Consider the following 26579-nt stretch of genomic DNA (forward strand, 5'->3'; position numbering starts at 1 on the left):
GCCCCGTGGCTTGCCGCGCGGTGCCGCCATGCTATTGATCCATCATGCTTGACGAGCGCCTCATCATCGCCATCGGGCGGATCGAACGCGCCCTGTCGCGGATCGAAACCGCCGCCCAACGCTCCGCCCCCGCCGATCCCGGCCTTGCCGCCCGCCACGCCGCCCTGCGGCGCGATACAGCAGCCGCGATCGCGCGGCTCGATGCGCTGATCGGCGATTGATGGCGGCGGTCGAACTCAAGATCGGCGGCCGCAGCTACGAGATCGCCTGCCGCGATGGCGAGGAAGATCATTTCCGCCGCATCGCTGCGATGGTCGATGCGCGCGCGGCCGATGCCACCCGCGCGGTCGGCGGGCTTACCGAGACACGCACGCTATTGTTCGCGAGCCTGTTGCTGGCGGACGAGCTGGCATCCGCGCCCACGCAACCGGCCGCCGCGCCCCCCGCCCCTGCGCCCTCGCCGGCCGACGACGATCAGGCCGCACAGGCGATCGAGCGGTTGGCCAGCCGGATCGAGGCGCTGGCCGAAAGGCTTGAGAGCGGGCACGCGACCGCCTAGATAGGAGATGACGGGTACTGCCCGGTACGAGCCGACGGAAAATCCCTGAGGCTATTCATCATCCATGGGAGCTGTCCCTGTCAGGACCCTGGTCCAAAGCACACGGCGCCCACCTGACGTTACCGGCGTCAGAGGATATTCCGGCAAACGGCCATGGCGGTCCCGTCACCCCGCCGATCGACGAAGCCAAGCGCCAGTTGCGCCACCTGCTGCGCGAACGCCGCGCCGCGCATGCCGCCGATCCGTTACATGCTGCCGCCTGCGCGGCGATCGCGGCGCGGGTCATCGCGCGGCTCGATTGTGCGACCGCGATCGTGGGCTACCGGTCAATGCCCGGCGAAGTCGATCCAGCCGCGATCCTCGATGCCGCACATGCGCGCGGCTGCACGATCGCGCTGCCTCATATCACTGCCCGCGACCGGCCGATGCGGTTTTTGCGCTGGCGGCCGGGAGACGCGCTGGTGCGTGGGCCGTTCGGCATCCAGCAACCCGCCGCGGATGCGGAGCCGATCGAACCAGATCTGATCCTGGCTCCGCTGCTGGGCTTCGATGCGTCCGGCGGACGGATCGGCATGGGCGCGGGCTTTTACGATCGCGCTTTCGCAGCCTATCCGCAGGCGCGCCGGATCGGGCTGGCGCGCGCCGACCAACAGGTGCCGCTGATCCCACGCGATCCATGGGATATCGCGCTCCACGCTATCGCCACCGAAGAGGACTGGATCTTGCCATCATGACGCCAAGCTGGCGCAAGCCGTTCGGAATGCTGCTGATCCTGCTGCTGATCGCGGCCTGGGCGGTGCTGGTGACGACCCTCGTGCCGCTGTTCGGCCGGCCACCCGCGCTGGTGGAAGCGCTGCTGTATGTCGCCGGCGGAATAGTCTGGATCTGGGTCCTGCCGATGCGACGGCTGCTGACCTGGATGGAAACCGGCCGCTGGTAAAAGGGGTCGCAAAGGCCACCGGAAGGGTGGCGCGAGTGACGGGGCTCGAACCCGCGACCTCCGGCGTGACAGGCCGGCGCTCTAACCAACTGAGCTACACCCGCTTGAAGCGAGGCGGCCGATTAGGCGGCCATCGCTACCCTGTCAAGCGACCTTCTGGCCGGCCGGCGGATCATCGGGCGCGGCGCCGGTCAGCGTGCCTTCCTCGAACAGGAAGCCGGCGATATCCGGCTTGCCGGCAGCGTCGAGGATCGTCTTCAGGATGATCAGCAGCGGCACCGCCAGCAGCGCGCCGGTCGTGCCCCACACCCATCCCCAGAAGCTGAGCGCGACGAGGATCAGCAGCGGATTGATGGTCAGCCTGCGGCCCACCAGCGTCGGCGTGATGATGTTCGCCTCGATCAGATGGACCGCCACGAAGATCGCCGCGGGCACCAGCGCATACCAGGGATCGGGGAAGGTCATCAGCCCGCCCAGTGCCAGCAGCAGCGCTGCCACGATCGGCCCGAAATAGGGGATATAGTTCATGATCGCCACGATCCCGCCCCACATCAGCGGGGTCGGCATGTCGACCAGCCACAGCCCGGCCGAGACCAGCAGGCCGAGCGTGACGTTGATGATCGTGATTGTGCCGAGATAGGCCGATGTCGCGTCGACCATCTCCTGAATGACGCGCGCGGTCGTCATCGCGCTGGAGAAGCTGCCGCGGCTGGTGATGGTGCGGCGGCGCATCTTCGTCCAGCCGGACAGGAAGAAGTAGATCACCAGGATCGCGAAGAACATCTGGATGATGGCGAACGGCGCGGAGGTCGTCAGCAGATCGAGCAGCGAGTTCGGCGTCTCCAGCGTCACCGTGCGGGCCGCGGCGTGCGGCGTGCGCGCCAGCATCGTCACGGTCTGGTCGATGAAACGCTCGAGATTCGCGTAGATTTCGATCACTGGCTGCAGGTTGGTGCGAATTCGCCCGATCCGCTCGGGCAGCAGCGCGAACCAGTCGGCCGCAGGGACGATGATCGACGCGATCGCGATATTGGCGACGCTGAGAAACAGGACCAGGCATAGCAGCGCGGCCAGGCCGGACGGCACGCGCCGCCGCTCCAGCCATTCCAGTACCGGCACCAGCGCCACCGCGACCACCAGCGCCGCCGTGACCGGCAGAAAGAATTCGGCGCCTGCCCGCAGCGCGAACGGCACCGCCAGCGCGAGCCCGACGCCTGCGATCAACGTCAGTGCCGCCAGCAGCCGATCGCGCCGGTGCGCGGTCTCCGCGGTTTCGTGAAGCACCTCGTCCAGCGACAGCGGATCGACCGCGACGGCCTTTGCAGCAACGGGCGTATCGGCGTCGGGGCGGTTCATCGTGGCGTCATCCTCTGCACCGATCATAGCATGGTGGTTCGGCCACGCGACTGTTGATCGGCGATGGCGAACCGATTCGCTGCCGATATGGTCATATGCAGGCGCAAATCCTGCTGAAGATAGTTAACCCCGTTAACGACCGCCCGATGTTCCCGCTTTGATTCTCAAACCACCCTGTCGCCGTAACGACTCGTCGCGGCTTGGGTTGCTGTAAACGGATGTGAAGGCCATCGCGCTGCAACCAGGGTCGTCGGGGGGCGACAGGGTCAGCCAGAGCACCCCTGCCTACGACAAGACGTGACCGTCATCCGCGCCCAGTTTTCACTGTTTGGGGCGTCGGGGCAGCGTTTGCGCATTTTTTGGAGTGCGGAATGTCCGCCAAGCGGAACTCGAATATTCTTGGCAGTGCCGCGCTTGCGCTGCTCGCCCTTGCCGTGACGGTCCCTTCGACCCACGGCCTGTTCGGTGAAACCTCGAACGCCCAGCCACTCGCTACGCTTCCTGTCGCCAGCCTGTCCGCCATCAACGGCGTCGACGCGGCGATGAAGCTTTCCCCGGAATTCACCGCTGCGCTGCTCGCCGACGATGGCGTCACCGCGAGCGACGATGCCGCCCCCCGCCCCGAAACCGCCGCCGCCGGCCCGCTCGATGCGGAGACGACCTGCATGGCCAAGGTCGTTCATCACGAGGCTGCCAACCAACCGCGCGACGGTCAGCTCGCGGTTGCGCAGCTGATCATGCACCGCAAGGAATTGGGCCGCTTCGCCAGCAGTGTCTGCGGGGTCGTCCATCAGCCTGGTCAGTTCTTCAACACCAACGCCTACAACCCCAATCGCAGCGATCCGCGCTGGGCGACCGCCGTCGCCGTGGCGCGCGAGGCGATGTCTGGCGAGACCGCGGCGGTGGTGCCGGGTGCGATCTTCTATCATGCAGCCTATCAGCCGGCACCGCGCTTCTTCCGCTCGCGCCAGCGGGTCGCCACGCTGGGCGATCACATCTTCTATCGCTGATCGCCGCCCGGATCAGTCGGCCATGGCCGGCTGACTGTCGAACCGCGCCGCCTGCCAGCCCTTCCAAGCGCGGTGCATGGCCGCACGCGTTCCCCCCAGCCCGATCGCGTCGCTCGTCGCCAGCCACCATTCGCTGGCAGCGACGATCCGCGCGCTCGTCGGGCTTGGCGCCAGTTCCGCCGCCCAGGCGTTGATCGATACGGCATTGGTCAGCGCCAGGAACAGCGAAGCGACGGCGATCGTCACCGTCGTCCAGCCCAAAGGATGGCCACCAATCAGCTGGCTGCCCGGCAGATCGACGGGCGAGGCCATATCCTCGCGGGGGCGGCGGGGCACGGGGGATGGATCCTCGCTCATCGCTTCCCCTAAAACTGATAATAGATGAAGGGCGCGACCCCTTCGTAGCGCATCGCATCGATGATCAGGATGGTGATGCCGATGCCCGCGCCCAGCAGCGGCGCCGGCACCCGGCGCAGCTGCAGCGCGATCGTCTGCGCCAGCCGCGGCGGCGTGAAGTGGATGGCAATGCCGAACAGGATCAACGCCAGGATCAGCGGGGTGGCGGTGATGCCGGCCACCGGGCTCGCCACCATGCCGCCAAGATAGGCGATCGCCTCGTCGAAGCTGGCGGCACGGAAGAAGATCCAGCCCAGCAGCACGATGTGGAAGGTAAACAGGATCGCGACCGGGCGTGGCACCGTCGGCCAGCCCGCGGGCCGATATTCGCGCCACAGCCGCTCCAGCGCCAGTACGCCGCCATGCAGCCCGCCCCAGATCACGAAGGTCCACTTCGCCCCGTGCCAGAGCCCGCCCAGGAGCATCGTGATCATCAGGTTGCGGCAGATGTACCAGACCCCACCGCGGTTGCCGCCCAGCGCATCGATATAGAGATAGTCGCGCAGCCAGCTCGACAGGCTGATGTGCCAGCGCCGCCAGAAATCCTGCAGCGACGCCGCGCGATAGGGCTGGTTGAAGTTCAGCGGGAATTTGTAGCCGAGCAGCGCGGCAAGCCCGATCGCCATATCCGAATAGGCGGAAAAATCGCAGTAGATCTGGACCGCATAGCCATAGGCCGCGAACAGGAGGTCCGCCCGCGAAAAGGATGCAGGGTCGGCGAACACCGGATCGACGAAGGTGACTGCCAGTTCGGACGCAACGACCGCCTTCTTGAACAGCCCCCACACGATCAGCAGCAGCGCCATCGCCGCCATGCCGCGATCGAGCCGGGGGCGCTCGGCGAATTGCGGGATCAGGTCCGACGCGCGCACGATCGGCCCGGCCACCAGGTGCGGGAAGAAGGACATCAGCAACGTCATGTCGAGCAGCGATGCCGGCGGCACGCGTCTTTTGTAGACGTCGACCAGGTAGCTCATCCCCTGGAAGGTGAAGAAGGAGACCCCCACCGGCAGGATGATCTCCAGCACCGGCAAGTCTCGCTCGAAGCCGATCGCGGTCAGCGACGCGGCGAGCTGATCGGTGAAGAATCCGAAATATTTGAAGAAGCCGAGGATCGCGAGATTGCCGGCTACGCCAAGCACCAGCAGTGGCTTGCGCCCGTTCGCCCCCTCCCCGCCATCCTCGTCCACCGGGCGCGCGGCGATCGCGCGGGCGATGACCCAGTTCATCAGCGCCGATCCGATCAGCAGCGCGACGAAGCGCCCATCCCAGGCGCCGTAGAACACCCAGGAAGCAAGCAGCAGCACGATCTTGCGCCACTCGTTATCGCGGGCGACGCCCCAGACGAGCGTGTAGACGAGCAGGAAGAACAGCCCGAAAGTCAGCGTCGGGAACAGCATGATCGCCTATCGGCCGCCCAGCGCGGCGCTGGCGGCGCGGTCGAGATCGCCTTGCAACAACCGGCCGATCTCGCGCCCGCCGGCCGAATTGAAATGGACATAATCGCCGCGCATCAGCGGCGGCGTGCCACGCACCCACTTCACTGCCGAGCAGGGCCCGCCCATCCGCGCTTCCCAATCCCAGAAGGCCACGCCCAGCTGCGCAGCGACCTTGCGCTGGATATCGCGTGTCGCCTTGAGGGCCGGGGGCGCGAACAGCGACGGGCGGGTCGCCGCGACGGGCGCCGGGCGTGGCGCGGGGACGATGGCCGCCGTCGCGATCGCCGGATCGCTTGCCAAGCCTTCGGTAGCGGCCTGATCGCGCAGCGCATCGATCGTCGCGGCCAGCGGATCGCTGCGCACCGGCGCCGGGGTGGCCGGCGCCGACGGGCTCCAGTCGCTGCCGGTCCCGGGGCAGATCGCCGGCGCGCCATCCGCATTGGCGCGCAACGCCGGTTGCCGGCTGGATGCGTCTGGAGCGCCCAGCAGCAGGATCGGCACATTGCCGGCCAGCCGCCGCAACCGGCCGATCTGGGTACGCAGCGTGATCTCGTAGGAAGACGGACTGAACCGGGGGGTAAAGCCCTCATTGGTGCCGAACGCCATCACGATCAGATCCGGTCGATAGCTCTTCAGCTCCTCCCCGATCACGGAGTCACTGGTCCGCGCGAAATGCATCAGCTGCGCGCCGACCACGCCGACATTGGACAAAACGACGCCGCCGGCATCGCGGAACGTGGCCCAGCTGGTGATCGTGACCGGTGCGCCCTCGGCCTCGACTTCCACCGCACTGGCCAGGCCGAACGTATCGAAGGTGCGGCATTCGGGTCGCGGGCTCACCGAATTGAGCTGCATCCGTGCTTCCGCACCGGCCAGCCGCACGACCAGGGTGCCGGCGTCGCGATCCGCCACCGCGCACAGCACGAAGCGATCGAACATCTGGTTGGGCTCGGCGGTCAACGCGATCTTCGCGCCTGATGTCCGCGCGGTCAGGCTGAAGCCGGCAAGGCCAATCGGCGGGCGTGGCTCGGCGGAATTGGCGCCGTAGATCGACTTCACCTGCCAGCCGGATGACATGGTGACGGTCACGCCGCGCGTTAGATAGCCCTGATAGGGCCGCCCGCCGGCCAGCACGCCGCGTCCGCCGCTGCCGAACCGCGCCTGCAGCAGGTCGCGCCACCCGCCGGTGATGGCGTCGCCCGCGGTATGGCTGTCTCCGATCTGCAGGATATGGACCGGCCGGCCGCTGCGCTTTGCGCGCGCCGCCATCAGCTTCTCGAAATAGGGGCGCAGCTCGTCCGCATCGCACAGCGTATCGGCACAGGGTGCGGCGGCGGCGGCGATGGGCATCGCCGACAACGCGGCGGCGATCAGCAGCAAAGCTCGCGTCATGCCGCAGTCTCGCGCGCCGGCGGTGTCGCCGGGGCGGGCGGCGATGCCTTGCCGGCGATGCGGCGGGCAGCCTCAACTTCCGCCTTGATCCGCCCGGCCAGACCGCGCGTGATCCAGACATAGCCGGTCATCGACATGTGGATGCCGTCGTCCGCACGGATCAGGGTGCGCTTCGCATCGGCAGGATCGATCAGATAGGTGGCGAAGCCGCCGTCAGACCCCGCGCTGGTGCTGACGGTTTCGATGAAGGGCACGCCCAGCGCCGCCATCCGCGCCTGATAGAAGGCGTTCATCGCGGCGATATCGGCATCGAAGCTGGGTTTGCGCATCCGCGGCAACCCCACCCAGAACACGGTGGCACCATGCTCGCGCATCAGCCGGACGAAACCATCGACCCGAGCGCCGATCTCGGCCTGCCATTCGGGGCTCATCAGCGCTGCATATTTGCCCTTGGAGGTGATCACGCCTTGGGTGTCGTTCGCCCCGTAACTGATCACCGCGATGTCGATCCGGCGATCGCCCAGCTGCTCGGCAGCGTGCGTTTCCAGGTTCAGCCGTTTGTAGCGCGTGAAGCCGGTCGCCTGCTGGCTGAACTTCACGACATCATAGCCGTCCCGCTCGCCCAACTGGCGGTTCAGGCCGGACCAGACGCCGTCACCGAAGCTGTCGCCGAACACCCCGATGCGGACGGGACCACCGCCCGCTACCGTCTCCACCAGCTGCTGCGAAGGTGCGCCCGGCACCAGCGCTGCGGAGGGCAACGGCCGCGCGGTGGGGGCGGCAGCCGCGCCCGGGGCCGTATCCGGGGCAGCCGGCGCTACGGACCCAGCACTTGGCGCATCCGGCGCCTGCGGCACGATCACCGGCGGCGGCGGCGCAGGCGGCGCATCGGGAAAGAAGGCGACCGCGATCAGCGCGCCCGCCGCGATTCCCAGGAACAGCACCAGCGTGCGATCCGCCAGCGCCAGCCATGTCCTCATGCCCGCTCCCCGCAACAACCCATCTGTCCGGCAAATCCCATTGCGTCGCTGTCCGGCGACTGAACGGCGGCGTGCTTAACGCGCGTGCGAGTCCGCTGTCCATGCACCAAAGCGGCGATTCCGGCGGATCGCGGGATGGGTGGAGCGGGCGGCGATGGTGCCCCTGGCCGGGCTCGAACCAGCACTCCTTTCGGAATCCGATTTTGAGTCGGACGCGTCTACCAATTTCACCACAGGGGCATCGCCGTCGGCCCGGTTAGCCGAGCCGCCGGCTGCGAGCAAGCGCGCGCGTCAACCCTTGGGATCGGGGCCGTAGCGGTTGGGGCCGCGCGTGCCTTCAAGGCACATGAAGACCAGTACGATGATCCCGCCGACGAACGGGATCAGCGCCAGCAGCACAAGCCAGCCGGACTTGTCCTGATCGTGGAAGCGGCGAACCTGCACTGCAATCGATGGCACGATCACGGCCAGCCCGAACAGCACCAGCAGGATCATCACCGGCCCGCCAAGCAGCGTGCTGCCGGTATCGCCGCCGATCGCGCTGCCAAGCCCGCCCAGGATGGCGGCGATCGTCATCAGCACGAGATAGATGACGAACAGCACCAGCGCGAACATCCAGTATTCCTTGCGGCGTGAACGCCCGGAAAAATCTGCATAGCGCTTCAGCGGCAGCAACGCCCATTCCATGTCGATATTCCCCCTATCGTGCCGCCGATCCCCGGGCGGCGGCATGAACGCTATAATGTTTCGGCGGTCGGGCAAGTGTCGGGCGACACAGCTTCGCTATCCCAATTGCCGCCACCCCCGGATCAGGCCCACGGCGTGAACGGTGCCGATCAGCAGAACGATTGCAGAGCTCCAGATTAGGAATGCCATGCTGCGATCGGGCATCGTGCGGATCATCATCGGCAGTGCGACAGCGCGCAGCAGATAGACGGCAGTGATCGCGATCAGCCCCAGTCTCAACAGCGGCAGTCGCGTGATCAGGCCGGCGCCAGACAAAGCATAGGCGGACCACAGGCCGAGCACGGCCGCGATACCCAGCGTAATCACAGTGGGGCCGATATCCCCGCGCTCGACCAGCCGCGCCGTACGCTCGCCTGCGCCGAAGAACCGGTACCAGTCTGGACCACCCAGGATGCAGCCCAAGTGGAGCAGTGCCGCCACTCCGCTCATCACCCCACCTGCGAGCAGCCAGCCATTGGTCATTTCTCCTCTCCTCAAGCGGTCGGCGAACGCCGTCGATAGCTGAGCGCCTCGGCGACATGCACGCGGCCAACCGCCTCGGCGCCGGCCAGATCCGCGATCGTGCGCGAGACACGCAACACGCGGTGATAGCCGCGCGCCGACAGGCGCATCGCCTCCGCCGCCTGCGCAAGCAACCGGCGGCCTGCCTCGTCGGGTTGCGCGACGGCATCGAGCAGATCGCCATCCGCCTCGGCATTGGTGCGAACCCCCTGCCCCGCGTAGCGCGCAGTCTGGATCGCGCGCGCATCCGCCACCCTTGTGGCGACTTCGGCCGAGCCTTCGGTCGGCGGCGGCAGCACCAGATCGGCAGCGCTGACTGCGGCCACCTCGACATGTAGGTCGATCCGGTCGAGCAGCGGACCGGACAGGCGCGACTGATAGTCCGCCGCGCATTTCGGAGCGCGCGCGCAGGCCAGCGCGGGATCGCCGAGATGGCCGCAGCGGCATGGGTTCATCGCTGCCACCAGCTGCACGCGTGCAGGGAAGGTGACATGAGCGTTGGCGCGCGCGACGGTCACCTTGCCGGTCTCGATCGGCTGGCGCAGCGAATCGAGCACCGCGCGCTGGAATTCGGGCAGCTCGTCCAAAAACAGCACCCCGAGATGCGCCAGGCTCACCTCGCCCGGCCGCACGCGCAGCCCGCCGCCCACCAGCGCAGCCATCGAGGCGCTATGATGCGGGCTCCGGAACGGACGGTTGCGGCTCATCGCGCCGTCGCCAAGCTCGCCCGCCACCGATTTCACCATCGAGACTTCCAGCGCCTCGGCCGGCGTCAGCGGCGGCAGGATACCGGGCAAGCAGGCCGCCATCAGCGATTTGCCCGCACCCGGCGGGCCCGACATCAGCAGATTGTGGCCGCCCGCCGCCGCGATCTCCAGCGCGCGGCGCGCGGTCTCCTGCCCCTTCACCTGACGCAGATCGGGGCCGCCGGCATCGAACCGCGCCTCGCCCGGTCGGGCCGGCGGCAGCGGCGCGCTACCCTTGAAATGGTTGAGCAGCGCCAGCAGGTCGGGCGCGGCGATCACTTCTACACTGGCCGCCCAGGCCGCTTCCGGCCCCTGAACGGCCGGGCAGATCAGCCCAAGCTCATGCTCGCCGGCATGGAGTGCCGCCAGTAGTACGCCAGGCGAGGGCGCCACCCGCCCGTCCAGGCCGAGCTCGCCAACCACGACGAAGCCGGCCAGCGTCTCGGCATCCACGATCCCCATCGCGCCGAGCAGGCCGAGCGCGATCGGCAGATCATAATGCGATCCCTCCTTCGGCAGATCGGCCGGCGACAGGTTCACCGTGATCCGCCGCGGGGGCAGCGCCAGGCCGATCGCGGTGAGCGCGGCGCGCACGCGTTCCCGGCTCTCGGCCACCGCCTTGTCCGGCAGGCCCACCACCACGAACGCCGGCACCCCCGCCGAAAGCTGCACCTGCACCTCGACCGCGCGCGCCTCCAGCCCCAGAAACGCAACCGTTGCCACGCGCGCGACCATGCCGCCCCCCTCATCGCCCGTGGCCGACCCTAGCGCCCGGAGACGCAAAGACAATTCGCCGCGGTCGATCGATCGACCGCCGACCCGCGCCGACCGGCGACATTGCCGCGCGGCGCGCCGGCCCCCACATCGTGGCCATGATGAGGCAATCGCACCGCGGTTCGATAGCCGGGAGCCGCTGCCGGGCTGCCGCGCCGACGCCGGAACGGGCGCTTCGGCATTGACTTTCGCGGGCATCCTGCCTAACCGCCCGCACCAACAGCGGCCGCCCCTTCGGCGGCCCTTATTGTTTCGATCCTGAGGAATGAACGATGAAGCGCACCTTCCAGCCGAGCAACCTGGTTCGCGCCCGCCGTCACGGCTTCCGCGCGCGCAGCGCGACTCCGGGCGGCCGCAAGGTTCTGGCGGCCCGCCGCGCGCGTGGCCGCAAGGTACTGTCGGCGTAACCACGCTCGTCCGCCGCGCGGATTTCCTGGCGGCCAATGCCGGCCGCCGTGCGCCCATGCCGGGCTTCGTTCTGCTCGTCCGTGATCGCCGCGATGGCGATCCCGCGATGCGGATCGGCTACACGGTTACCAAGAAGATCGGCAACGCCGTTGTCCGCAACCGCATGAAACGGCAGCTGCGTGCGCTGGCGCGTGAGCTGTTGCCGGAAGCGGGCGTTGCCGGCGCGGATCATGTGCTGATCGGTCGCCAGGGCGGGATCGAACGCCCGTTCGCCGACCTCCGCCACGATCTCGCCAAGGCGCTGGCAAGGGCGTCGCGGTGATCGGCCGGCTGCTGATCCTCATCGCGCGCGGCTGGCAGCTCGGCCCCTCGCGCGTCCTGCCGCCATCGTGCCGTTATGCGCCCAGCTGTTCGGCCTATGCGATCGAGGCCATAAGGCGCTATGGCGCCGCGCGGGGCGGCTGGCTCGCCCTGAAACGCATCCTGCGGTGCCACCCCTGGGGGGGACATGGCGCCGACCCCGTTCCCTGACATGAAGGAAGATCCTCGTGGGTGGCAATGACCAGCGCAACATGATCCTGGCGATCGTGCTGTCCGCCTTGGTGCTGTTCGGTTGGAGCCTGCTCTCGGAGCGGATCATGCCGACTGCCAATCCGCCCGCGACCAAGATCGAAAAGGGCAAGACGACCGCTGTGCCGAACCCGGCCGCGGATCCCGCGGCCGACTCGCCCGCCGCAATGCGCACGCGTACGGCAGTGCTGGCTGAAGGCCAGCGGGTGCGGATCGAGACGCCAAGGCTGGCCGGATCGATCAACCTGACCGGCGCGCGGATCGACGATCTGACGCTGACCACCTATCGCGAGACGATCGCGAAGAATTCGCCGCCGATCCGGCTGCTTTCGCCCAGCGGCGCGCCCGATGCCTATTTCGCCGGCTTCGGCTGGACGGGGGATGGCGTTTCGCTGCCCGGCCCGGCCACTGTGTGGCGCGCGGATGGCACGCTGCTCGCGCCCGGCCGCCCCGTCACGCTGGCATGGGATAACGCGACCGGCCAGCGCTTCCGCATCCGCCTGTCGATCGACGACGGCTATCTGTTCACGATCCGCCAGACAGTGGCGAACGGCGCCGGGGGCGCGGTCGCCGTGCAGCCTTATGGCCTGATCAGCCGCGTCGGCATCTCGAAGGATCCGGACAGCTGGACGATCCATACCGGTCCGACAGCGGTGATCCCGGGCCAGAAGCTGCGCCATGTGAACTTCAAGGAAGTGGACGAGGCGGGCGCCGCCGGTGATCGCTTCACCACCAACGGCGGCTGGCTCGGCTTCGGCGACAAATATTGGCTGACCGCGCTGGTGCCCCCCGCCGGTCGCACGGTGGAGGCTGGCTTCCGCGCCGCTAGCGGCAGCCGCTACCAGGCCGATTTCGCCGGCGCTGCCACGATCGTGCCGGCTGGCCGCGCCTTTTCCAGCGAGCAACGCTTCTTCGCCGGCGCCAAGGAGGTCGCGCTGCTTCAATCCTACGAGAAGCAGCAGGGCATCACACGCTTCGATGATGCGATCGACTGGGGCTGGTTCGCCGTCATCGAGCGGCCGATCTTCTGGCTGCTGGATCAGATCTTCAAGGCGGTCGGCAATTTCGGTGTCGCCATCATCGGCCTCACCTTCATCATCCGCGGCCTGATGTTCCCGATCGCGCAGCGTCAGTTTGCCTCGATGGCCGGCATGCGTGCGGTGCAGCCCAAGATGAAGGCGCTGCAGGAACGCTATAAGGACGACAAGCAGGCACTGCAGCTGAAGATGCTGGAGCTCTACAAGGAAGAGAAGGTCAATCCGCTCGCGGGCTGCCTGCCGATCCTGATCCAGATCCCGATCTTCTACGCGCTTTACAAGGTGCTGCTGCTGACGATCGAGATGCGGCACCAGCCGTTCGTGCTGTGGATCAAGGATCTGTCCGCACCCGATCCGCTGACCCCACTCAACCTGTTCGGCCTGCTTGCCTTCACCCCGCCGCAGTTCATCGCGATCGGCGTGCTTCCGATCCTGCTGGGCATCACCATGTACTACCAGTTCAAGCTGAACCCGCAGGCGATGGATCCAATGCAGGCGCAGATCTTCTCCATCATGCCGTGGATCTTCATGTTCATCATGGCGCCGTTCGCGGCCGGCCTGCAGCTCTACTGGGTGACGAGCAACATCCTGACGATCGCGCAGCAGAAGTGGCTCTACAGCCGCCACCCGTCGCTGAAGCAGGCCCCCGCCAAATGACGGGCACGCCGATCGACGACGCGGATGCGGAGCGGATTGAGGCGGCGCGCAAGCTGTTTGCCGGGCCGATCGGGTTCCTGAAGTCGGCGCCGGGCCTGCAGCACCTGCCCGATCCGCACGCGCCGGAGATCGCGTTCGCCGGTCGATCGAACGTCGGCAAATCCTCGCTGTTGAACGCGCTGGCGAACCGCAACGGGCTTGCGCGCACGTCGAACACGCCAGGGCGGACGCAGGAGCTGAACTTCTTCGATGTCGGCGAACCGCTGGTGTTCCGCCTGGTCGACATGCCGGGATACGGCTTCGCCAAGGCGCCCAAGGACATGGTCCGCCAGTGGAAGCATCTGGTGAACGATTATCTGCGGGGCCGACAGGCGCTGCGCCGCACGCTGGTGCTGATCGACAGCCGTCACGGCATCAAGGATGTCGATCGTGAAGTCATGGCGATGCTGGACAAGGCCGCTGTCTCGTACCGGCTGGTGCTGACCAAGGCCGACAAGGTGAAGGCGACCGATCTCGCTGCCGCGCAGGCGGCCACCGCGGCCGAGGCGCGCAAGCATGTCGCGGCCCATCCCGATCTCATCACCACATCCAGCGAAACCGGCCTCGGCATTCCCGAACTGCGCGCCGCGGTGCTGGACGCGATCGGCTAAGCGTCTACAACGCCGGCATGCTCAAGCTCTTCATCGGCAACAAGGCGTATAGCAGCTGGTCGCTGCGCGGCTGGCTCGCGCTCAAGCAGTCCGGTCTTCCGTTCGAGGAGACGGTCGTTCCACTCTACGACCAGGATTGGGACAAGCGTCGCGAGGGCGATGAGTATTCGCCGTCGGCCGGCAAGGTGCCGATCCTGTGGGATGGCGATGTCGTCGTCTGGGACAGCCTCGCAATCGTGGAATATTGCGCCGAAAAGGCCGGTCGCGAGCGCTTCTGGCCGGAGGACGAGGCCGCGCGCGCGATGGCGCGTTCGATGGCGGCGGAAATGCATTCCGGCTTCGCCGCGCTGCGCCGCGAGCACTCGATGAACGTGCGGCGCACCTTCGCGCCGCAGCCGCTCAAGCCGGAAGTGATCGCCGACGTCCACCGCATCCTCACGCTCTGGGCACAGGCGCGCGCGCGGTGGGGCGGCGATGGCGAGTTTCTGCTGGGCGATTTCGGCGCGGCGGACATCATGTTCGCGCCTGTCGTCACCCGGATGCTGACCTACAGCATCCCGATCCCGGCGTTCGCTGCCAATTACGCGCACGCGGTCCTCACCCATCCGTTCATGATCGAATGGATCGAGGCCGCGAACCAGGAGACTTGGGTGATCGAGAAGTTCGAGGCGACGCCCGCTCAATAGGGCGTGCCATCGCGGTGCGTGTACCGGTCGGTCGGGCCATCCACGCGCAGATCGATATCGGGATAGTGGCAATCGCAGCCGCTGTTGCGCCCGATGGCGATGAAGGCGCACGGCGTATCGCTTTCGTTGACCAGATGGTGGCCGTTGGCGACATCCTTGGGAAACGCGGCGACATCGCCGGCGCGCAGGATCGTACGCGCGCCTTCCTCGATCAGTACCGCCTCTCCCGCCAGCATCACGACCAGTTCGTCCTCGCCCTCATGCCAGTGCCGATGGCTGGACCAGGCACCGGGCGAGAGCGTCACATGGTTCGCGCCGAAGTCGGTCACGCCTGCGGGTTCGGCCATCCGCCGATACAGACGCCCGGCGACGGCTTGATCGAACGGCGGCGGATAGCCTGTGCGGCTAATCGCTTCGATCCGATCGAGATCGACCTTCGGCATCGCAGGCTCCCGGCTGGTCAAGCGTGTGATGCCGGTCTAGGCGCGCGCCATGGCCATCACAACCGATCCGATCGCCCTTGCCCGCGCGCTCATTGCCTGCCCCAGCATCACCCCTGCCGACCATGGCGCGCAGTCGGTGCTCGCGGAGGCGCTGGAAGCCATCGGGTTCGAAGTCACCCGGCTCGAATCAGGCCACGCGCCCGATGGCCCCGTGCCCAATCTGTTCGCCACGCGCGGTCACGGCGGCCCGCATTTCGCCTTTGCCGGTCATACCGATGTGGTGCCGCCGGGCGCCGGCTGGACGAGTGATCCGTTCGTACCGGAGATCCGCGGTGATCTGCTGCACGGCCGCGGCGCGGTCGACATGAAAGGCGCGATCGCCGCATTCGTGGCGGCCGCGGCGCGCGTCGATCATGCCGGCACACTCAGCCTGATCATCACTGGTGACGAGGAAGGACCCGCGACGCACGGCACTGTCGCGCTCATGGAGTGGATGGCCGAGCGCGGCATCCGCCCCGACCTGTGCCTGATCGGCGAGCCGACATCGGACAAGAGGCTGGGCGACGTCATGAAGATCGGCCGTCGCGGATCGGTCAATCTATGGATCGACGTGCCGGGTACGCAGGGCCATGTCGCCTATCCGCAGCTGGCTGATAATCCAGCGCCGCGGCTCGTGAAGATCCTGGCAGATCTGGTGGCGATGCCACTCGACTCAGGCAACGCCTGGTTCCAGTCTTCCAACCTCGAGATCACCGACATCACCGTCGGCAATCCGGCGACCAACGTCATCCCGGCGCACGCCTCCGCCCGGCTCAACATCCGCTTCAACGACGAACAGCGCGGCCAGGATTTGGTCGATCGGGTCGAGACGATCGTAAGGCGTCATGCGCCCGCGGCCAAGCTGGTGGCCAGGATCTCGGGCGAGGCGTTCCTGACCGAGCCGGGCCTGCTGTCGTCGATCGTGGCCAATGCCATCCGCGCGGAGACTGGCGTGGATGCCACGCTTTCGACCAGCGGCGGCACTTCCGATGCGCGCTTCCTGTCGCGACTTTGCCCGGTCGTCGAGTTCGGCTTGTGCAACGCCACGATGCACAAGCTGGACGAGGCGGTGGCGATCGACGACGTCCACCGTTTGGCCGCCATCTATGAACGGATCATTCGCGCCGCGCTGCCCGCCGCAGGATGACGTAGAGCGCGCCCTGCCCACCATGACGCGGGTGTGCGTTGCGCACCGCGGCGATATGGCGGGAGTGGCGGCTGTGATGCAACCAGTCCGGCACGGCCGCGCGGATCGCACCGCGACCCTTGGCGTCGCCACGCGGCGGCTTGCCCGTCACCAGCAGCAATACGCGGGCCTCATCCGCCAGCGCCTGCGCGATGCCCGCATCCAGCTCCGCATGCGCGCTCGCCAGCGTGTGGCCGTGTAGGTCGATCGCGATATCGGGGATGATCGCGCCGCGCCGCAGCCGCCGATCCCAGCCGCCATCCAGCGTATTGGCGGCGGCCGCAGCAGGTGCAATCGCCTTCCGGCGTATGTCTGCGGCCGGCAACGGCGCGGGTGTCGGGGAGCGCCCGGACTTGGCCTTCGCCGTACTGGCCGGCGTGGCCACGATCGGCTCTTTCTGCACGCTGACGGGCCGGATCGGGCGCACGTCGGCCGTCACCCGCTGCCAGAGCGCGCGCTCCTCAAGGTCGAGGCGTCGTCCCGCCATCCGCCGCCCCCTGCAGCCTTGCCAGCGACCCGATCGGCAGCAGCAAATAGGCCTGCCCGCGGCCCGACATGCCGCCCGCGATCGTGCGTGCCTCCGCGCCTGCCCCCCAGAATGTATCGAACCGATTGGCGCCCTTAATCGCCCCGCCCGTATCCTGCGCAATCCACAGTCCGTCCGCTTCCGCGCGATCCAGGTCCAGGAACACCGGCGCGCCCAGCGGAACGAACGCCGGATCCGCCGCGACCGTGCCGCGCGGCGTGACCGGCAGCCCCAGCGCGCCGAGGGGCCCCGGCCCGGTCAGTTCCTTGAAGAACACGAAGCTCTTGTTGACGTCCATAACGCTCGCACCACCATCGGGCTGCGCGCGCAGGACCAACATGATGCCCTGCATCGAGGATTGGCCGGGCTGGAGCATGCCCTGGTCCTTCATCCATTTGCCGATGCCGGTATAGTCCCGGCCGTTCTGGCCAGCATAGCCGATCCGCATCACCTGCCCGTCGGGCAGACGCAGCCGGCCGGAGCCCTGTACCTGAAGGAAGAAGAACTCGATCGGATCGCGCGCCCAGGCGAGCTCGAGCCCGCGCCCGGCCAGCGCCCCGCCCACGATCTCGCGCCGCTCATAATAAGGAATCAGCCGATTGGCGGATACGCGCCCGCGGACGGACTTGCCCTTCAGCGCCTCGCTGAACTGCCCGAGATCGACTTCGACGATGTCGGCCGGTCGCGCATAGACCGGCACGTCATAGCCCGGCGCGCGGACGCGCGATCCTTCGATCTCCGGTTCGTAATAGCCAGTCGCGAAGCCCTGGCCGTCGCCGACGATCGCCGTTTCGAAATGACGCGCGAAGAAGCCGCGCGCATCGCTATCCGGCCAGCTCAAGGCAGCGGCGCAGGCCGGCTGCCAGTCTGGCCCGCGCGTCAGGCCGCTGGCATCGTTCCGCCGCTGCAGCGCAGGACAGGAAATCCGGAATGCTGCCAAGGCGCGGCGGGCGCCGGCATCGTCAATGGCAAGTGACGCGATTGCCGGGCCGGGCCGGATGCCTGCACCCCGTGCGTTGTCTACATCGCCAGATACTTCGGCGGTCGCTGGCACCACAGCAGGCGGGACAGTCGGCACTGCCGGTGAGGCGGGCGGCGGCGAGATTGCAGGGCGGCTTGCCGGAACGCACGCGGCGAGCATGATCAGGAGCGGTACCTGCGCCGCCCAGGCGCGCGGGTTCACGCGGCCTCGTCGGTTTCTATCAGCACCCAGTTGGGATCATCCGCACGGACATGCCGGCTGAACGTCCACACGTCATGAGTCGGAACGGCGTCGGAGAGCGATCCGGCGATCACATTCCCGTCTGCATCACGCGTCACTGCCGCGATATCGGCATCGAACCGCACCACGATCTGCGCCATCTGGCCGTCGAGCCGCGCATTGTCGATCACGGCGCGCTCGATCGCGACGAGACGGTTGTCGATCACGTGGCCGGCCTCGGCGCGCACGGCAATCGCGGCAGCAAAGTCGTCGCGGACCTGGGTATCGACGAGACGGTCGAGCGTCTCGGTATCGCCCTGCCAATAAGCTTCCAGGATCATGCGATAAGCCGCCTGCGCGCCATCCAGGAAGGTCGCGGAATCGAAGCTCGGATCGGCCGCGGCAATCGCGCGTAGACCGTCGCGCGCGGAAGCCTCGATCGCAGCATCCTGTGCCGAAGTGATTGGGGACTGTTGGACCTGATCATTCACCGGGCGCAACGCCGGTGCCGATGCAGCAGCACGGCCCTCCGCCGGCTTGGCGATCGGCTGCTCATGGCCCGTCCTCCGGCCAAGCACGCTGTAGAGCCGCAGGCCGACGAAGAAAAACACAAGCGCCAGGATGATGATGATTTCCACCGGACCTCCAACCCACAGCAACCCGCGATATAGGCGCGCGTTCCCCCGAGTTCAAATATCCTGCGCCGGGTTCAGTTCGCCAGCTTGTCGAGCTGCGCCTGCATCGCGGCGAGTTGCGCCTTCAGGGCTGCCACCTCATCGGTACGGCTCCCCGCTTCCGGCGCAGGCGCGGACGGTCCAGCACCGCCAAACCCCTTCGTGCCCGGCTTGAAAGCGCTGGTCGCCGCTTCAAACATTTCCATGTTCCGCTTGGCGATCTCGGCGAAGGGGCCGCCAGAAAAAGCGCCCTCCATCGCGGTGCGGAACTGCGCCTGGTTGCGCTTGAAGGCATCCATCGACGCTTCCAGATATTGCGGCACCATCGATTGCATCGAATCGCCATACATGGCGATCAGCTGGCGCAGGAAGCTGACCGGGAGCATCGTCTGGCCGCGGGTTTCCTCCTCCATGATGATCTGGGTCAGGACATTGTGGGTGATGTCCTCCTCGGTCTTGGCGTCGATGACCTTGAAGTCACGGCCCTCGCGCGTCATCGCGGCGAGATGGTCGAGGGTGATGTAGCTCGAGCTTTCGGTATTGTAGAGGCGACGGTTGGCGTATTTCTTGATGATGACCGTTCCCGATCCGCCCGCAGATTTCGCCATGTCGTCCCCTCCGACGCTAGAGGAAATCCTTGTAGCACCGAATCTTTCCGCACCGCAACACAAGCCACGTCCGCTGCCGCTGTTTCTGGAGATGGTGCGCAGCGAAACCGCAGCAGACCCGGTCCGGATGGCGCGCATTCTCGCAGGTTTACGGGTCTATCAGCAGGCACCGCGCCCGGCGGCGCCCGCGCTGCCGCCGATCATCACCCGACATGGCCGCGCCGCGCTGCACGATTATGGCGGCGCCGGCGCGCCGGTCGTATTCGTGCCCTCGCTCATCAATCCGCCCCGCGTGCTTGATCTGGCGGTGGAGAATTCGCTGTTGCGACATCTGTCCGCTCGTGGGCACCGCATCCTGCTCGTGAACTGGGGCGGGCCCGAGCCTGCGGAACGCGCTCTCGACATTGCTGGCCATGTCGAGGCCTTGCTGCTGCCGTTGCTGGCTGCGCTCGGTCGGCGACCGGCGCTGGTAGGCTATTGCCTGGGTGGCACGATGGCGCTGGCAGCCGCTGCCAACATTGCGTGTCGGGGTGTTGCCACGCTTGCAGCGCCTTGGCGCTTTGCCGGCTTCCCGGACGCGGCCCGCGAAGGGCTGCGCGCCATGTTCGCGCATGCGCAACCGGCAGCAGAGCAGATGGGGTTGCTGCCGATGGAGGTGCTGCAGACCGGGTTCTGGCGCCTTGATCCCGCCCGCACGGTGGGCAAGTTCGAGCGGCTGGCCGGGATCGATGCGTTGGATCCGGCGCTGGCCGATTTCGTGCGACTGGAGGATTGGGCCAATGATGGTCCTCCGCTCACGCTGGCGGCGGGACGCGATCTGGTCGATCGCTTCATGGCCGCTGACGAGCCCGGATCCGGCCGCTGGCGGGTCGGCGGTCATCGGATCGACCCTCACGTCCTGCCCTGCCCCCTGCTCGATATCGTATCGACGACAGACCGGATCGTGCCGTCGGCAACGGCGCATGGGGCCGGTGATCGCATCACGCTGGGTCTCGGCCATGTCGGCATGATCATCGGCGGGCGCGCGCCGGAGCGGGTCTGGGCGCCTCTCGATGCGTGGCTTTCGGGACTCGACGCCGGCTGCTAGAGCCGGCCACGGCCAGCCCAACCGGAGAAGAACAATGACCGATGTCGTGATCACCGCCGCTAAGCGTACCCCGGTGGGCAGCTTTCTCGGCGCGTTCGCAGCGACCCCGGCGCAGGAACTCGGCCGGATCGCGATCGAGGCTGCCATGGCGCAGGCAGGGGTTGGCGGCGATGAGGTGGACGAGGTCGTGCTGGGCCAGGTGCTCACCGCCGGCCACGGCCAGAACCCGGCCCGCCAGGCCGCGATCAATGCGGGCATCGCCAAGGAGGCGACCGCCTATGGCGTCAACCAGGTCTGCGGATCGGGGCTGCGCGCGGTGGCGCTGGCCGCGCAGGCGATCCGTCTCGGGGATGCCCGCGTCGCGATCGCCGGCGGACAGGAGAGCATGTCGCTCGCGGCGCATGCCCAGCAGCTGCGCGCCGGGCAGAAGATGGGCCCGGTCTCGCTGGTGGATACGATGGTTCATGATGGGCTGACCGATGCGTTCAATGCCTATCACATGGGTATCACCGCGGAGAACCTGGCAGAGCAGTACCAGATCACGCGCGACGAGCAGGATCGCTTCGCGGTCGCCAGTCAGAACAAGGCCGAGGCGGCCCGCAGCGCCGGCCGCTTCGCCGACGAGATCGCGCCCGTCACGATCAAGGGCCGCAAGGGTGAGACCGTCGTCGACCAGGACGAATATATCCGCGCCGGCGCCACGATCGACGCGATGCAGGCGCTGCGCCCCGCTTTCCGCAAGGACGGCACGGTGACCGCCGCGAACGCATCCGGACTGAACGACGGAGCCGCCGCGCTCGTGCTGATGTCGGCGGAGGAAGCCGCCCGCCGCGGCAGCACGGTGCTGGGCCGGATCGCATCCTGGGCCACTTGCGGCGTCGATCCGTCGATCATGGGGATTGGCCCCGCCCCCGCCAGCCGCAAGGCGCTGGAGAGGGCCGGCTGGACGCTGGCCGATCTCGACCTGATCGAAGCCAATGAGGCGTTCGCGGCGCAGGCGCTGGCGGTCGGCAAGGAGCTCGGCTGGGATGCCGACAAGGTGAATGTGAATGGCGGCGCAATCGCGATCGGCCATCCGATCGGTGCATCCGGCGCCCGCGTGCTGACGACCCTGCTCTACGAAATGGGCCGGCGCGATGCGAAGAAGGGGCTGGCCACGCTCTGCATCGGCGGCGGCATGGGGATCGCGCTCTGCATCGAGCGCTGATCGTCAGTCCAGCGCGCGCTTGATTCCTTCGAGCCGGATCACCTCTCGGCCGACGCAGACCGGTGCTGCGATCAGCCGCATCCAGCGCGTGCCGCCACTGGCGGGTCGCAGGGCGACATCAAGCGTGAAGCCGCGCCGGTGGCGGATGGCATAGGCCCGCAGCCGTTCCATCACTGCACGCGACGGTTCCGAATAAAGCGCGACGCTTTCGCTGCGTTTGACCGGCGCGCCGCGCGGTAGCCCGAAAATGTCATAGACGGCGTCCGTCCAGCTGAGCGACTGATCCCGCAGGTCGCAGGACCAGTGGCCGACCGGCGGCACATGAGCTGGACCGCTCCCGAGCTGTGCCTCCGCCAGCGCCTTCAGGTCGAACGTCATGCCGTGATCGAACCGTGCGTCCCGCTCGAATAGCGGCCAGCTGTGATTGATCGGCAATGGTTCACGCGGCAGCATGACGGGTCCTTCGCATCCGTGCCGCATAGGCACCAGCGGTTAACGATCCGCGACGGCCGATCAGCGGATCGGGCCGTCCGCCCGTCCTTGCACGAACTGATCCACATAGGGATTGCCACTGTCGTACAGCCGGTCGCGCGGGCCGCGCCAGATGATCTTGCCTTGGTAGAGCATCGCCACGCGGTGCGCGATCTTGCGGGCCGAGGCCATGTCGTGGGTGATCGTCAGTGCCGTCACGCCCAGCCCTTCGACCAGTTCGACGATCAGGTCGTTGATCACGTCGGCTCGGATCGGATCGAGACCCGTCGTCGGCTCGTCGAAGAAGATGATCTCGGGCCGCGGCGCGATCGCCCGTGCCAACGCCACACGCTTCTGCATGCCGCCGGAAAGCTCGTTGGGCCTGAGGTTCAGGATCCGCGCGTCGAGCCCGACCCGCGCCAGATTCTCCTCGGCGATACGGCGCATCCTGGCCGGTTCGCGCAATCGGCCCTGAGTGATGCCGAACGTCACGTTGCGCCACACCGGCAGCGAATCGAAAAGGGCCGATCCCTGGAACAGCATGCCGAACTTGGCGCGCAGCCGCTCAAGCTCGCGCGGGCCCATCGTCGTCACATCCTCACCATCGACGAGGATACGCCCGCTGTCGGGCCGGATGATGCCCAGGATGCACTTCAGCGTCACCGATTTGCCGCTGCCTGACTGCCCGATGATCGCCATCGATTCGCCCGGCTCGATCGTGAGGTTCACGCCGTCGAGGATCGTGCGGCCTGCGAAGGCCTTTACGACATCTTCGAGAATGATCTTCGGCATCGCCGCCACCGGCGCGCTCATCCGAAGGCCGCCACGGTGATCAGCAGGTTCGACAGCAGGATCAGGATGAAGGTGGAGACGACTGCGTTGGTGGTCGATCGGCCCACGCCGGCCGCGCCGCCCTCGGTCCGATAGCCATGATAGCAACCCATCAACGCGATGAAGAAACCGAATACGCCGGCCTTCATCAATGCCATCGCGAAATCGTCCGCCTCGATGAAATGGCGGGTCACGTTCAGATAGTTGCCGGCATTGAAGCCCAGCTTGTAGACCGCGATCAGATAGCCGCCCAGGATGCCGATCGCATTGGCGATCAGCACCAGCAGCGGCAGCGCGATCACCGCCGCGAACAGCCGCGGCGCGATCAGGTAACGGAACGGATCGGTGCGCAGCGTCGTCATCGCATCCAGCTGCTCGGTCACCCGCATCGTACCGAGTTCGGCCGACATCGCGGAGGAGACGCGCCCCGCCACCATCAGGCCGACCAGCACGGGGCCGAGTTCGCGCACGATGCCGATCACCACGATCGCCGGTACCGTCGAAGTCGCGTTGAAGCGCGATCCGGCAGTGAAGGTCTGCTGCGCCAGCGCGGCGCCGGTGAAGATCGCGGTCAGCCCGACCACAGGGAGCGAGAACCAGCCGATCTGCGCGATCTGCTCCAGCAGCTTGCCCGGATAGTAAGGCGGTAAGAGCGCGCGGCCGACGGTGGTCGCCGCGAAGCGGGTCACCCGGCCGACGGCGCCCAGCATCTGTACGGCGAGCCCGCCGATGGCGGCGAAGAGGCCGATGACGGCGGCGGAGGGGGACGCGATACTCATGACCAGCGCCGCTGATAGCGAGGGCCAAGCCCGGTCAGCAACTCATATTGCGAAAGGCCGGTCGCCGCCGCCGCCGCTGGCAGCGCATAATCCAGCGTCAGCCAGTCACCCTCGCGCCCCTGCGGTGCCGCGGTCAGGTCGATCGCCACCAGGTCCATCGAGACGCGCCCGACCAGCGGGCACGCCGCCCCGTCCAGCCGCGCGATACCGTGCCCGGCCCAGGCACGCAGATAGCCGTCGGCATAGCCGATGTTCAGGATACCGATCCGCATCGGCCGCGGCGCGGTGAAGGTGGCACCATAGCCAACCGTCTGGCCGGCCGCGATCTCGCGGATCTGGATGAGCGCCGCCTCCACCCGCGCGACCTGTAGGATCGCATCGTCCAGCCCCTGCACGGGCTGTCCGCCATAAAGCGCCAGCCCCGGCCGGGTGAGATCGAAGGCATAGCGCCGGCCGAGGCAGACGCCCGCCGAATTGGCCAGGCTGTAGCGCCGCGCCGGCACCTGCCCCTTCAGCCCGCGAAACGTGAACAGCTGCTGCTCGTTCATCGCGTGGCCCGGCTCGTCCGCGCAGGCGAGATGGCTCATCAGCGTCTCGATGGCGAGCGGTGCGGTCAACGGGGATCGGGCCTCCTCGGGTGTCAGGCCCAGGCGATTCATGCCGGTGTCGATCATCACGTCGCACGGGCGGCCCGGCGCAGCCTCGCACCACCGCGCGATCATCGCGGGGGAATTCAGCACCGGCCGCGCCTTGTGATCGCTCGCGACCGGGAGATCGGCATCGCGGATGCCGTGCAGCACCGACAGCGACAGACCGTCATCGAGCCGGCCGAGTGCGAGCGCCTCGGACCAGGTCGCGACGAAGAAATCGCGGCAGCCCGCGGCGGCCAGCGCATCGACCACCGCGCCTGCGCCCAGCCCATAGCCATCGGCCTTGACTGCCGCGCCGCATGCCGCGCGCCCACCCTGTGCCGCTAGCCAGCGCCAGTTGGCGACGAGCGCGTCTTTCGACAGGATCAGGCGCAGGGGCGGTTCTGGCGGCACCGGCGCGCCGATAGCCGAGCCTCGGGGATCCGTCACCCCTCGACCGGATGCGACGTCATTCCAGCTTTTTGCCGGCCGTCTCGGGCAGCCAGATCAGCGTCACAACCAGCGCCATCGCGACCACGCCGATCGTGTACCAGATGCCCGAGAAGGGGTCGCCCGTACGCGCCACGATATATTGGCTGATGAAGGGCAGGAACCCGCCGAAATAGCCGGTCCCGATATGATAGGGGATCGACATCGATGTGTAGCGGATACGCGCCGGAAACAGTTCGACCAGCAGCGCCGCGACCGGGCCGTAGGTCATTCCCGAAAGGAAGCCGATCGTGACGATCGCCAGCACGATTTCCAGCGAGCGGCCGAGCGGCGGCACCGATTTCTCGAGCTTGTAACCCGCCTCGGCCAGCGCACGATCGACCGCCTCGGGGGAAGATGTGTTGACCGGGCGGCCGCCGATCCGCATCGCCGGCGGCGTGCCATCCGGTGTCACCAGCTTGGTGTAGGCGACGCCTTTCTTCGAGAGGATGTCGAGCAGCTTGCCGCAGGCAGTCGGCTGGCCCTTGGTTGCGAACGGATCATAGGAACAGTCGCTGCCAGAAACGACGACGGGATTGGTCGCCATCGCGCGGGCCAGTTCCGGATTGGCGGCGCCCGCCATCCAGTGGAACAGCGGAAACATCAGCGCGATGGTCAGCGCGTAGCCGATCACGATCGGCTTCTTGCGACCGATTCGATCGGACAGCCAGCCGAACAGGATGAACCAGAACAGGCTGAAGACCGCCCCGATACCCACGATGAGCCGGGCCGCGGTATCCTCTATGCGAGCCGTGTTCTGGAGGAAGTAGAGCGCCTGGAACTGCGCGGTGTACCAGATCACCGTCAGCCCGGCGGCGATGCCGAACAGCGCGACCAGCATCATGCGGATCCGCGGCCAGCTGGCGAAGCTTTCGCGCAACGGGTGCGCCGCCACCTCGCCGCCGGCCTTCATCGCCTGGAAGACCGGGCTCTCCTTCAGCTTGAGCCGGATCCAGAGCGAGACCGCCAGCAGCAGGATCGAGAACAGGAATGGGATCCGCCAGCCCCATTCGGTCCACGCCGCCTGATCGACGATCGTGGTCGATGCCAGCACCACCGCCAGGCTCAGCAGGAAACCGCCGATCACGCTGGCCTGGATGAAGCTGGTATAGAAGCCGCGCCGGTTCGCAGGCGCATGCTCGGCGACATAGACGGCGGCGCCGCCATATTCTCCGCCCAGCGCCAGCCCCTGCGCCAGCCGACAGATCACCAGCAAGATCGGCGCCGCGATGCCCGCCTGCGCATAGGTCGGCAGCACGCCGACCGCGGCGGTGGCGACGCCCATCAGCGTCACGGTCACCAGGAACGTATATTTGCGCCCGAGCCGATCCCCCAGATAGCCGAACAGGATCGCGCCCAGCGGCCGCACCCCGAAGCCCGCTCCGAACGTCGCCAGCACCAGCAGGAAGCCCGCGGTTGGATCGACCGCCGGGAAGAACTGCTGCGCGATGATCGCAGCGAGCGTGCCGTAGATGAAGAAGTCGTACCATTCGAACACGGTGCCCAGCGACGATGCCAGGATCACCAGCCGATCACGCTTCCCATCCACGCCCGCCATCCA

At 67.4% G+C, this 26579-nt stretch carries 32 protein-coding genes, 2 tRNA genes and 1 other RNA gene; 15 read left to right on the forward strand and 20 right to left on the reverse strand.

Annotated features, from left to right (window positions below; all coding sequences use genetic code 11):
* The first annotated feature begins 44 nt into the window (after positions 1-44).
* The 5 genes from ABC347_RS05210 to ABC347_RS05225 all read left to right on the forward strand — a co-directional run bounded on the left by ABC347_RS05210 (position 45) and on the right by ABC347_RS05225 (position 1499).
* The gene (locus tag ABC347_RS05210; protein ID WP_413244678.1) at positions 45-221 is read left to right on the forward strand and encodes a hypothetical protein; all 177 of its coding nucleotides are present in this window, start codon (positions 45-47) and stop codon (positions 219-221) included.
* Positions 221-559, forward strand: a complete 339-nt coding sequence (locus tag ABC347_RS05215; protein ID WP_413244679.1) for a cell division protein ZapA — start codon at positions 221-223, stop codon at positions 557-559. Before ABC347_RS05210 ends, ABC347_RS05215 begins: the two co-directional genes overlap by 1 nt.
* Before the next feature lie 11 nt (positions 560-570).
* Positions 571-726: non-coding RNA, 6S RNA (ssrS, locus tag ABC347_RS18245), on the forward strand.
* A 9-nt stretch (positions 727-735) separates the two neighbouring features.
* A complete protein-coding gene (locus ABC347_RS05220) occupies positions 736-1293 on the forward strand; it encodes a 5-formyltetrahydrofolate cyclo-ligase (protein ID WP_488199650.1) in 558 nt (185 codons plus the stop codon).
* Positions 1290-1499, forward strand: a complete 210-nt coding sequence (locus ABC347_RS05225; RefSeq protein WP_413244681.1) for a DUF2842 domain-containing protein — start codon at positions 1290-1292, stop codon at positions 1497-1499. The genes ABC347_RS05220 and ABC347_RS05225 overlap by 4 nt, the downstream gene beginning before the upstream one ends.
* Positions 1500-1526: 27 nt before the next feature.
* On the opposite strand, the gene ABC347_RS05230 is transcribed toward ABC347_RS05225, so the two are convergent.
* Positions 1527-1603 (reverse strand) — tRNA-Asp (locus ABC347_RS05230).
* A gap of 40 nt (positions 1604-1643) precedes the next feature.
* Positions 1644-2855 (reverse strand): AI-2E family transporter, encoded by a 1212-nt coding sequence (locus ABC347_RS05235; RefSeq protein ID WP_413244682.1) that lies wholly within the window; start codon positions 2853-2855, stop codon positions 1644-1646.
* 371 nt (positions 2856-3226) lie between these two features.
* Between ABC347_RS05235 and ABC347_RS05240 the strand changes: the two genes are divergently transcribed.
* On the forward strand, positions 3227-3865 hold the full coding sequence (locus tag ABC347_RS05240) for a cell wall hydrolase (protein WP_413244683.1): 639 nt from the start codon (positions 3227-3229) through the stop codon (positions 3863-3865).
* A gap of 12 nt (positions 3866-3877) precedes the next feature.
* On the opposite strand, the gene ABC347_RS05245 is transcribed toward ABC347_RS05240, so the two are convergent.
* From ABC347_RS05245 to ABC347_RS05280, 8 genes are all read right to left on the reverse strand, one after another.
* Positions 3878-4222, reverse strand: a complete 345-nt coding sequence (locus ABC347_RS05245) for a hypothetical protein (RefSeq protein WP_413244684.1) — start codon at positions 4220-4222, stop codon at positions 3878-3880.
* An 8-nt stretch (positions 4223-4230) separates the two neighbouring features.
* Positions 4231-5661 carry an MBOAT family O-acyltransferase gene (locus ABC347_RS05250; RefSeq protein WP_413244685.1) on the reverse strand — a complete coding sequence of 477 codons (1431 nt, stop codon included), beginning with the start codon at positions 5659-5661 and terminating at the stop codon, positions 4231-4233.
* A 6-nt stretch (positions 5662-5667) separates the two neighbouring features.
* Entirely contained in the window at positions 5668-7092 is a 1425-nt protein-coding gene (locus ABC347_RS05255) for a GDSL-type esterase/lipase family protein (RefSeq protein ID WP_413244686.1), read from the reverse strand.
* The gene (locus ABC347_RS05260; protein WP_413244687.1) at positions 7089-8072 is read right to left on the reverse strand and encodes an SGNH/GDSL hydrolase family protein; all 984 of its coding nucleotides are present in this window, start codon (positions 8070-8072) and stop codon (positions 7089-7091) included. The genes ABC347_RS05255 and ABC347_RS05260 overlap by 4 nt, the downstream gene beginning before the upstream one ends.
* A gap of 155 nt (positions 8073-8227) precedes the next feature.
* A tRNA-Leu gene (locus tag ABC347_RS05265) sits at positions 8228-8312 on the reverse strand.
* A gap of 51 nt (positions 8313-8363) precedes the next feature.
* On the reverse strand, positions 8364-8759 hold the full coding sequence (locus ABC347_RS05270) for a DUF805 domain-containing protein (protein WP_413244688.1): 396 nt from the start codon (positions 8757-8759) through the stop codon (positions 8364-8366).
* A gap of 96 nt (positions 8760-8855) precedes the next feature.
* Positions 8856-9281: a hypothetical protein gene (locus tag ABC347_RS05275; protein ID WP_413244689.1), complete on the reverse strand. Its 426-nt coding sequence runs from the start codon at positions 9279-9281 to the stop codon at positions 8856-8858.
* 11 nt (positions 9282-9292) lie between these two features.
* Entirely contained in the window at positions 9293-10801 is a 1509-nt protein-coding gene (locus tag ABC347_RS05280) for a YifB family Mg chelatase-like AAA ATPase (RefSeq protein WP_413244690.1), read from the reverse strand.
* A gap of 311 nt (positions 10802-11112) precedes the next feature.
* Here ABC347_RS05280 and rpmH point away from each other — a divergent pair, with 311 nt between their 5' ends.
* The 6 genes from rpmH to ABC347_RS05310 are packed head-to-tail and all read left to right on the forward strand — an operon-like array spanning position 11113 to position 14848.
* Entirely contained in the window at positions 11113-11247 is a 135-nt protein-coding gene (rpmH, locus tag ABC347_RS05285; RefSeq protein WP_413244691.1) for a 50S ribosomal protein L34, read from the forward strand.
* Positions 11248-11303: 56 nt separating this feature from the next.
* The gene (gene rnpA, locus ABC347_RS05290; RefSeq protein ID WP_413244692.1) at positions 11304-11570 is read left to right on the forward strand and encodes a ribonuclease P protein component; all 267 of its coding nucleotides are present in this window, start codon (positions 11304-11306) and stop codon (positions 11568-11570) included.
* On the forward strand, positions 11567-11779 hold the full coding sequence (gene yidD, locus ABC347_RS05295; RefSeq protein ID WP_413244693.1) for a membrane protein insertion efficiency factor YidD: 213 nt from the start codon (positions 11567-11569) through the stop codon (positions 11777-11779). The genes rnpA and yidD overlap by 4 nt, the downstream gene beginning before the upstream one ends.
* A gap of 17 nt (positions 11780-11796) precedes the next feature.
* Positions 11797-13512 carry a membrane protein insertase YidC gene (yidC, locus tag ABC347_RS05300; protein ID WP_413244694.1) on the forward strand — a complete coding sequence of 572 codons (1716 nt, stop codon included), beginning with the start codon at positions 11797-11799 and terminating at the stop codon, positions 13510-13512.
* The gene (gene yihA, locus ABC347_RS05305; RefSeq protein ID WP_413244695.1) at positions 13509-14162 is read left to right on the forward strand and encodes a ribosome biogenesis GTP-binding protein YihA/YsxC; all 654 of its coding nucleotides are present in this window, start codon (positions 13509-13511) and stop codon (positions 14160-14162) included. Before yidC ends, yihA begins: the two co-directional genes overlap by 4 nt.
* A 17-nt stretch (positions 14163-14179) precedes the next feature.
* Positions 14180-14848 carry a glutathione S-transferase family protein gene (locus ABC347_RS05310; RefSeq protein ID WP_413244696.1) on the forward strand — a complete coding sequence of 223 codons (669 nt, stop codon included), beginning with the start codon at positions 14180-14182 and terminating at the stop codon, positions 14846-14848.
* On the opposite strand, the gene ABC347_RS05315 is transcribed toward ABC347_RS05310, so the two are convergent.
* Positions 14842-15291, reverse strand: coding sequence for a cupin domain-containing protein (locus ABC347_RS05315; RefSeq protein WP_413244697.1), 450 nt, complete (start codon positions 15289-15291; stop codon positions 14842-14844). The genes ABC347_RS05310 and ABC347_RS05315 overlap by 7 nt on opposite strands.
* Before the next feature lie 49 nt (positions 15292-15340).
* Here ABC347_RS05315 and dapE point away from each other — a divergent pair, with 49 nt between their 5' ends.
* A complete protein-coding gene (dapE, locus tag ABC347_RS05320; RefSeq protein ID WP_413244698.1) occupies positions 15341-16477 on the forward strand; it encodes a succinyl-diaminopimelate desuccinylase in 1137 nt (378 codons plus the stop codon).
* Here dapE and ABC347_RS05325 read toward each other — a convergent pair.
* The 4 genes from ABC347_RS05325 to phaR all read right to left on the reverse strand — a co-directional run bounded on the left by ABC347_RS05325 (position 16446) and on the right by phaR (position 19525).
* Complete coding sequence (locus tag ABC347_RS05325; RefSeq protein WP_413244699.1) at positions 16446-17003, reverse strand: Smr/MutS family protein; 558 nt, start codon at positions 17001-17003, stop codon at positions 16446-16448. The two genes, dapE and ABC347_RS05325, sit on opposite strands and share 32 nt — an antisense overlap.
* Positions 16978-18183 carry a murein transglycosylase A gene (gene mltA, locus ABC347_RS05330; RefSeq protein ID WP_413247004.1) on the reverse strand — a complete coding sequence of 402 codons (1206 nt, stop codon included), beginning with the start codon at positions 18181-18183 and terminating at the stop codon, positions 16978-16980. Before mltA ends, ABC347_RS05325 begins: the two co-directional genes overlap by 26 nt.
* 38 nt (positions 18184-18221) lie before the next feature.
* Positions 18222-18881: a Tim44/TimA family putative adaptor protein gene (locus ABC347_RS05335; protein WP_413244700.1), complete on the reverse strand. Its 660-nt coding sequence runs from the start codon at positions 18879-18881 to the stop codon at positions 18222-18224.
* Positions 18882-18952: 71 nt separating this feature from the next.
* Complete coding sequence (gene phaR, locus ABC347_RS05340; RefSeq protein ID WP_413244701.1) at positions 18953-19525, reverse strand: polyhydroxyalkanoate synthesis repressor PhaR; 573 nt, start codon at positions 19523-19525, stop codon at positions 18953-18955.
* Between the two features lie 127 nt (positions 19526-19652).
* Between phaR and ABC347_RS05345 the strand changes: the two genes are divergently transcribed.
* Together ABC347_RS05345 and ABC347_RS05350 are read left to right on the forward strand one after the other, a co-directional pair.
* Entirely contained in the window at positions 19653-20612 is a 960-nt protein-coding gene (locus tag ABC347_RS05345) for an alpha/beta fold hydrolase (RefSeq protein ID WP_413244702.1), read from the forward strand.
* 34 nt (positions 20613-20646) lie between these two features.
* The gene (locus ABC347_RS05350; protein ID WP_413244703.1) at positions 20647-21819 is read left to right on the forward strand and encodes an acetyl-CoA C-acetyltransferase; all 1173 of its coding nucleotides are present in this window, start codon (positions 20647-20649) and stop codon (positions 21817-21819) included.
* A gap of 3 nt (positions 21820-21822) precedes the next feature.
* Here ABC347_RS05350 and ABC347_RS05355 read toward each other — a convergent pair whose 3' ends face one another.
* Genes ABC347_RS05355 through ABC347_RS05375 form a run of 5 tightly spaced genes read right to left on the reverse strand, consistent with a single transcriptional unit; the run spans position 21823 to position 26576 of the window.
* Positions 21823-22272, reverse strand: coding sequence for a hypothetical protein (locus ABC347_RS05355; protein WP_413244704.1), 450 nt, complete (start codon positions 22270-22272; stop codon positions 21823-21825).
* A gap of 60 nt (positions 22273-22332) precedes the next feature.
* Positions 22333-23103: an ABC transporter ATP-binding protein gene (locus ABC347_RS05360; RefSeq protein WP_413244705.1), complete on the reverse strand. Its 771-nt coding sequence runs from the start codon at positions 23101-23103 to the stop codon at positions 22333-22335.
* Positions 23100-23900, reverse strand: a complete 801-nt coding sequence (locus ABC347_RS05365) for an MlaE family ABC transporter permease (protein ID WP_413244706.1) — start codon at positions 23898-23900, stop codon at positions 23100-23102. The genes ABC347_RS05360 and ABC347_RS05365 overlap by 4 nt, the downstream gene beginning before the upstream one ends.
* Positions 23897-24943, reverse strand: coding sequence for an alanine racemase (gene alr / locus ABC347_RS05370; protein ID WP_413244707.1), 1047 nt, complete (start codon positions 24941-24943; stop codon positions 23897-23899). The genes ABC347_RS05365 and alr overlap by 4 nt, the downstream gene beginning before the upstream one ends.
* 55 nt (positions 24944-24998) lie before the next feature.
* The gene (locus ABC347_RS05375) at positions 24999-26576 is read right to left on the reverse strand and encodes an MFS transporter (RefSeq protein ID WP_413244708.1); all 1578 of its coding nucleotides are present in this window, start codon (positions 26574-26576) and stop codon (positions 24999-25001) included.
* Positions 26577-26579: the final 3 nt, after the last annotated feature.

The sequence above is a fragment of the Sphingomonas canaveralia genome (assembly GCF_047238125.1).
Taxonomy (GTDB): Bacteria; Pseudomonadota; Alphaproteobacteria; order Sphingomonadales; family Sphingomonadaceae; genus JBDFMH01.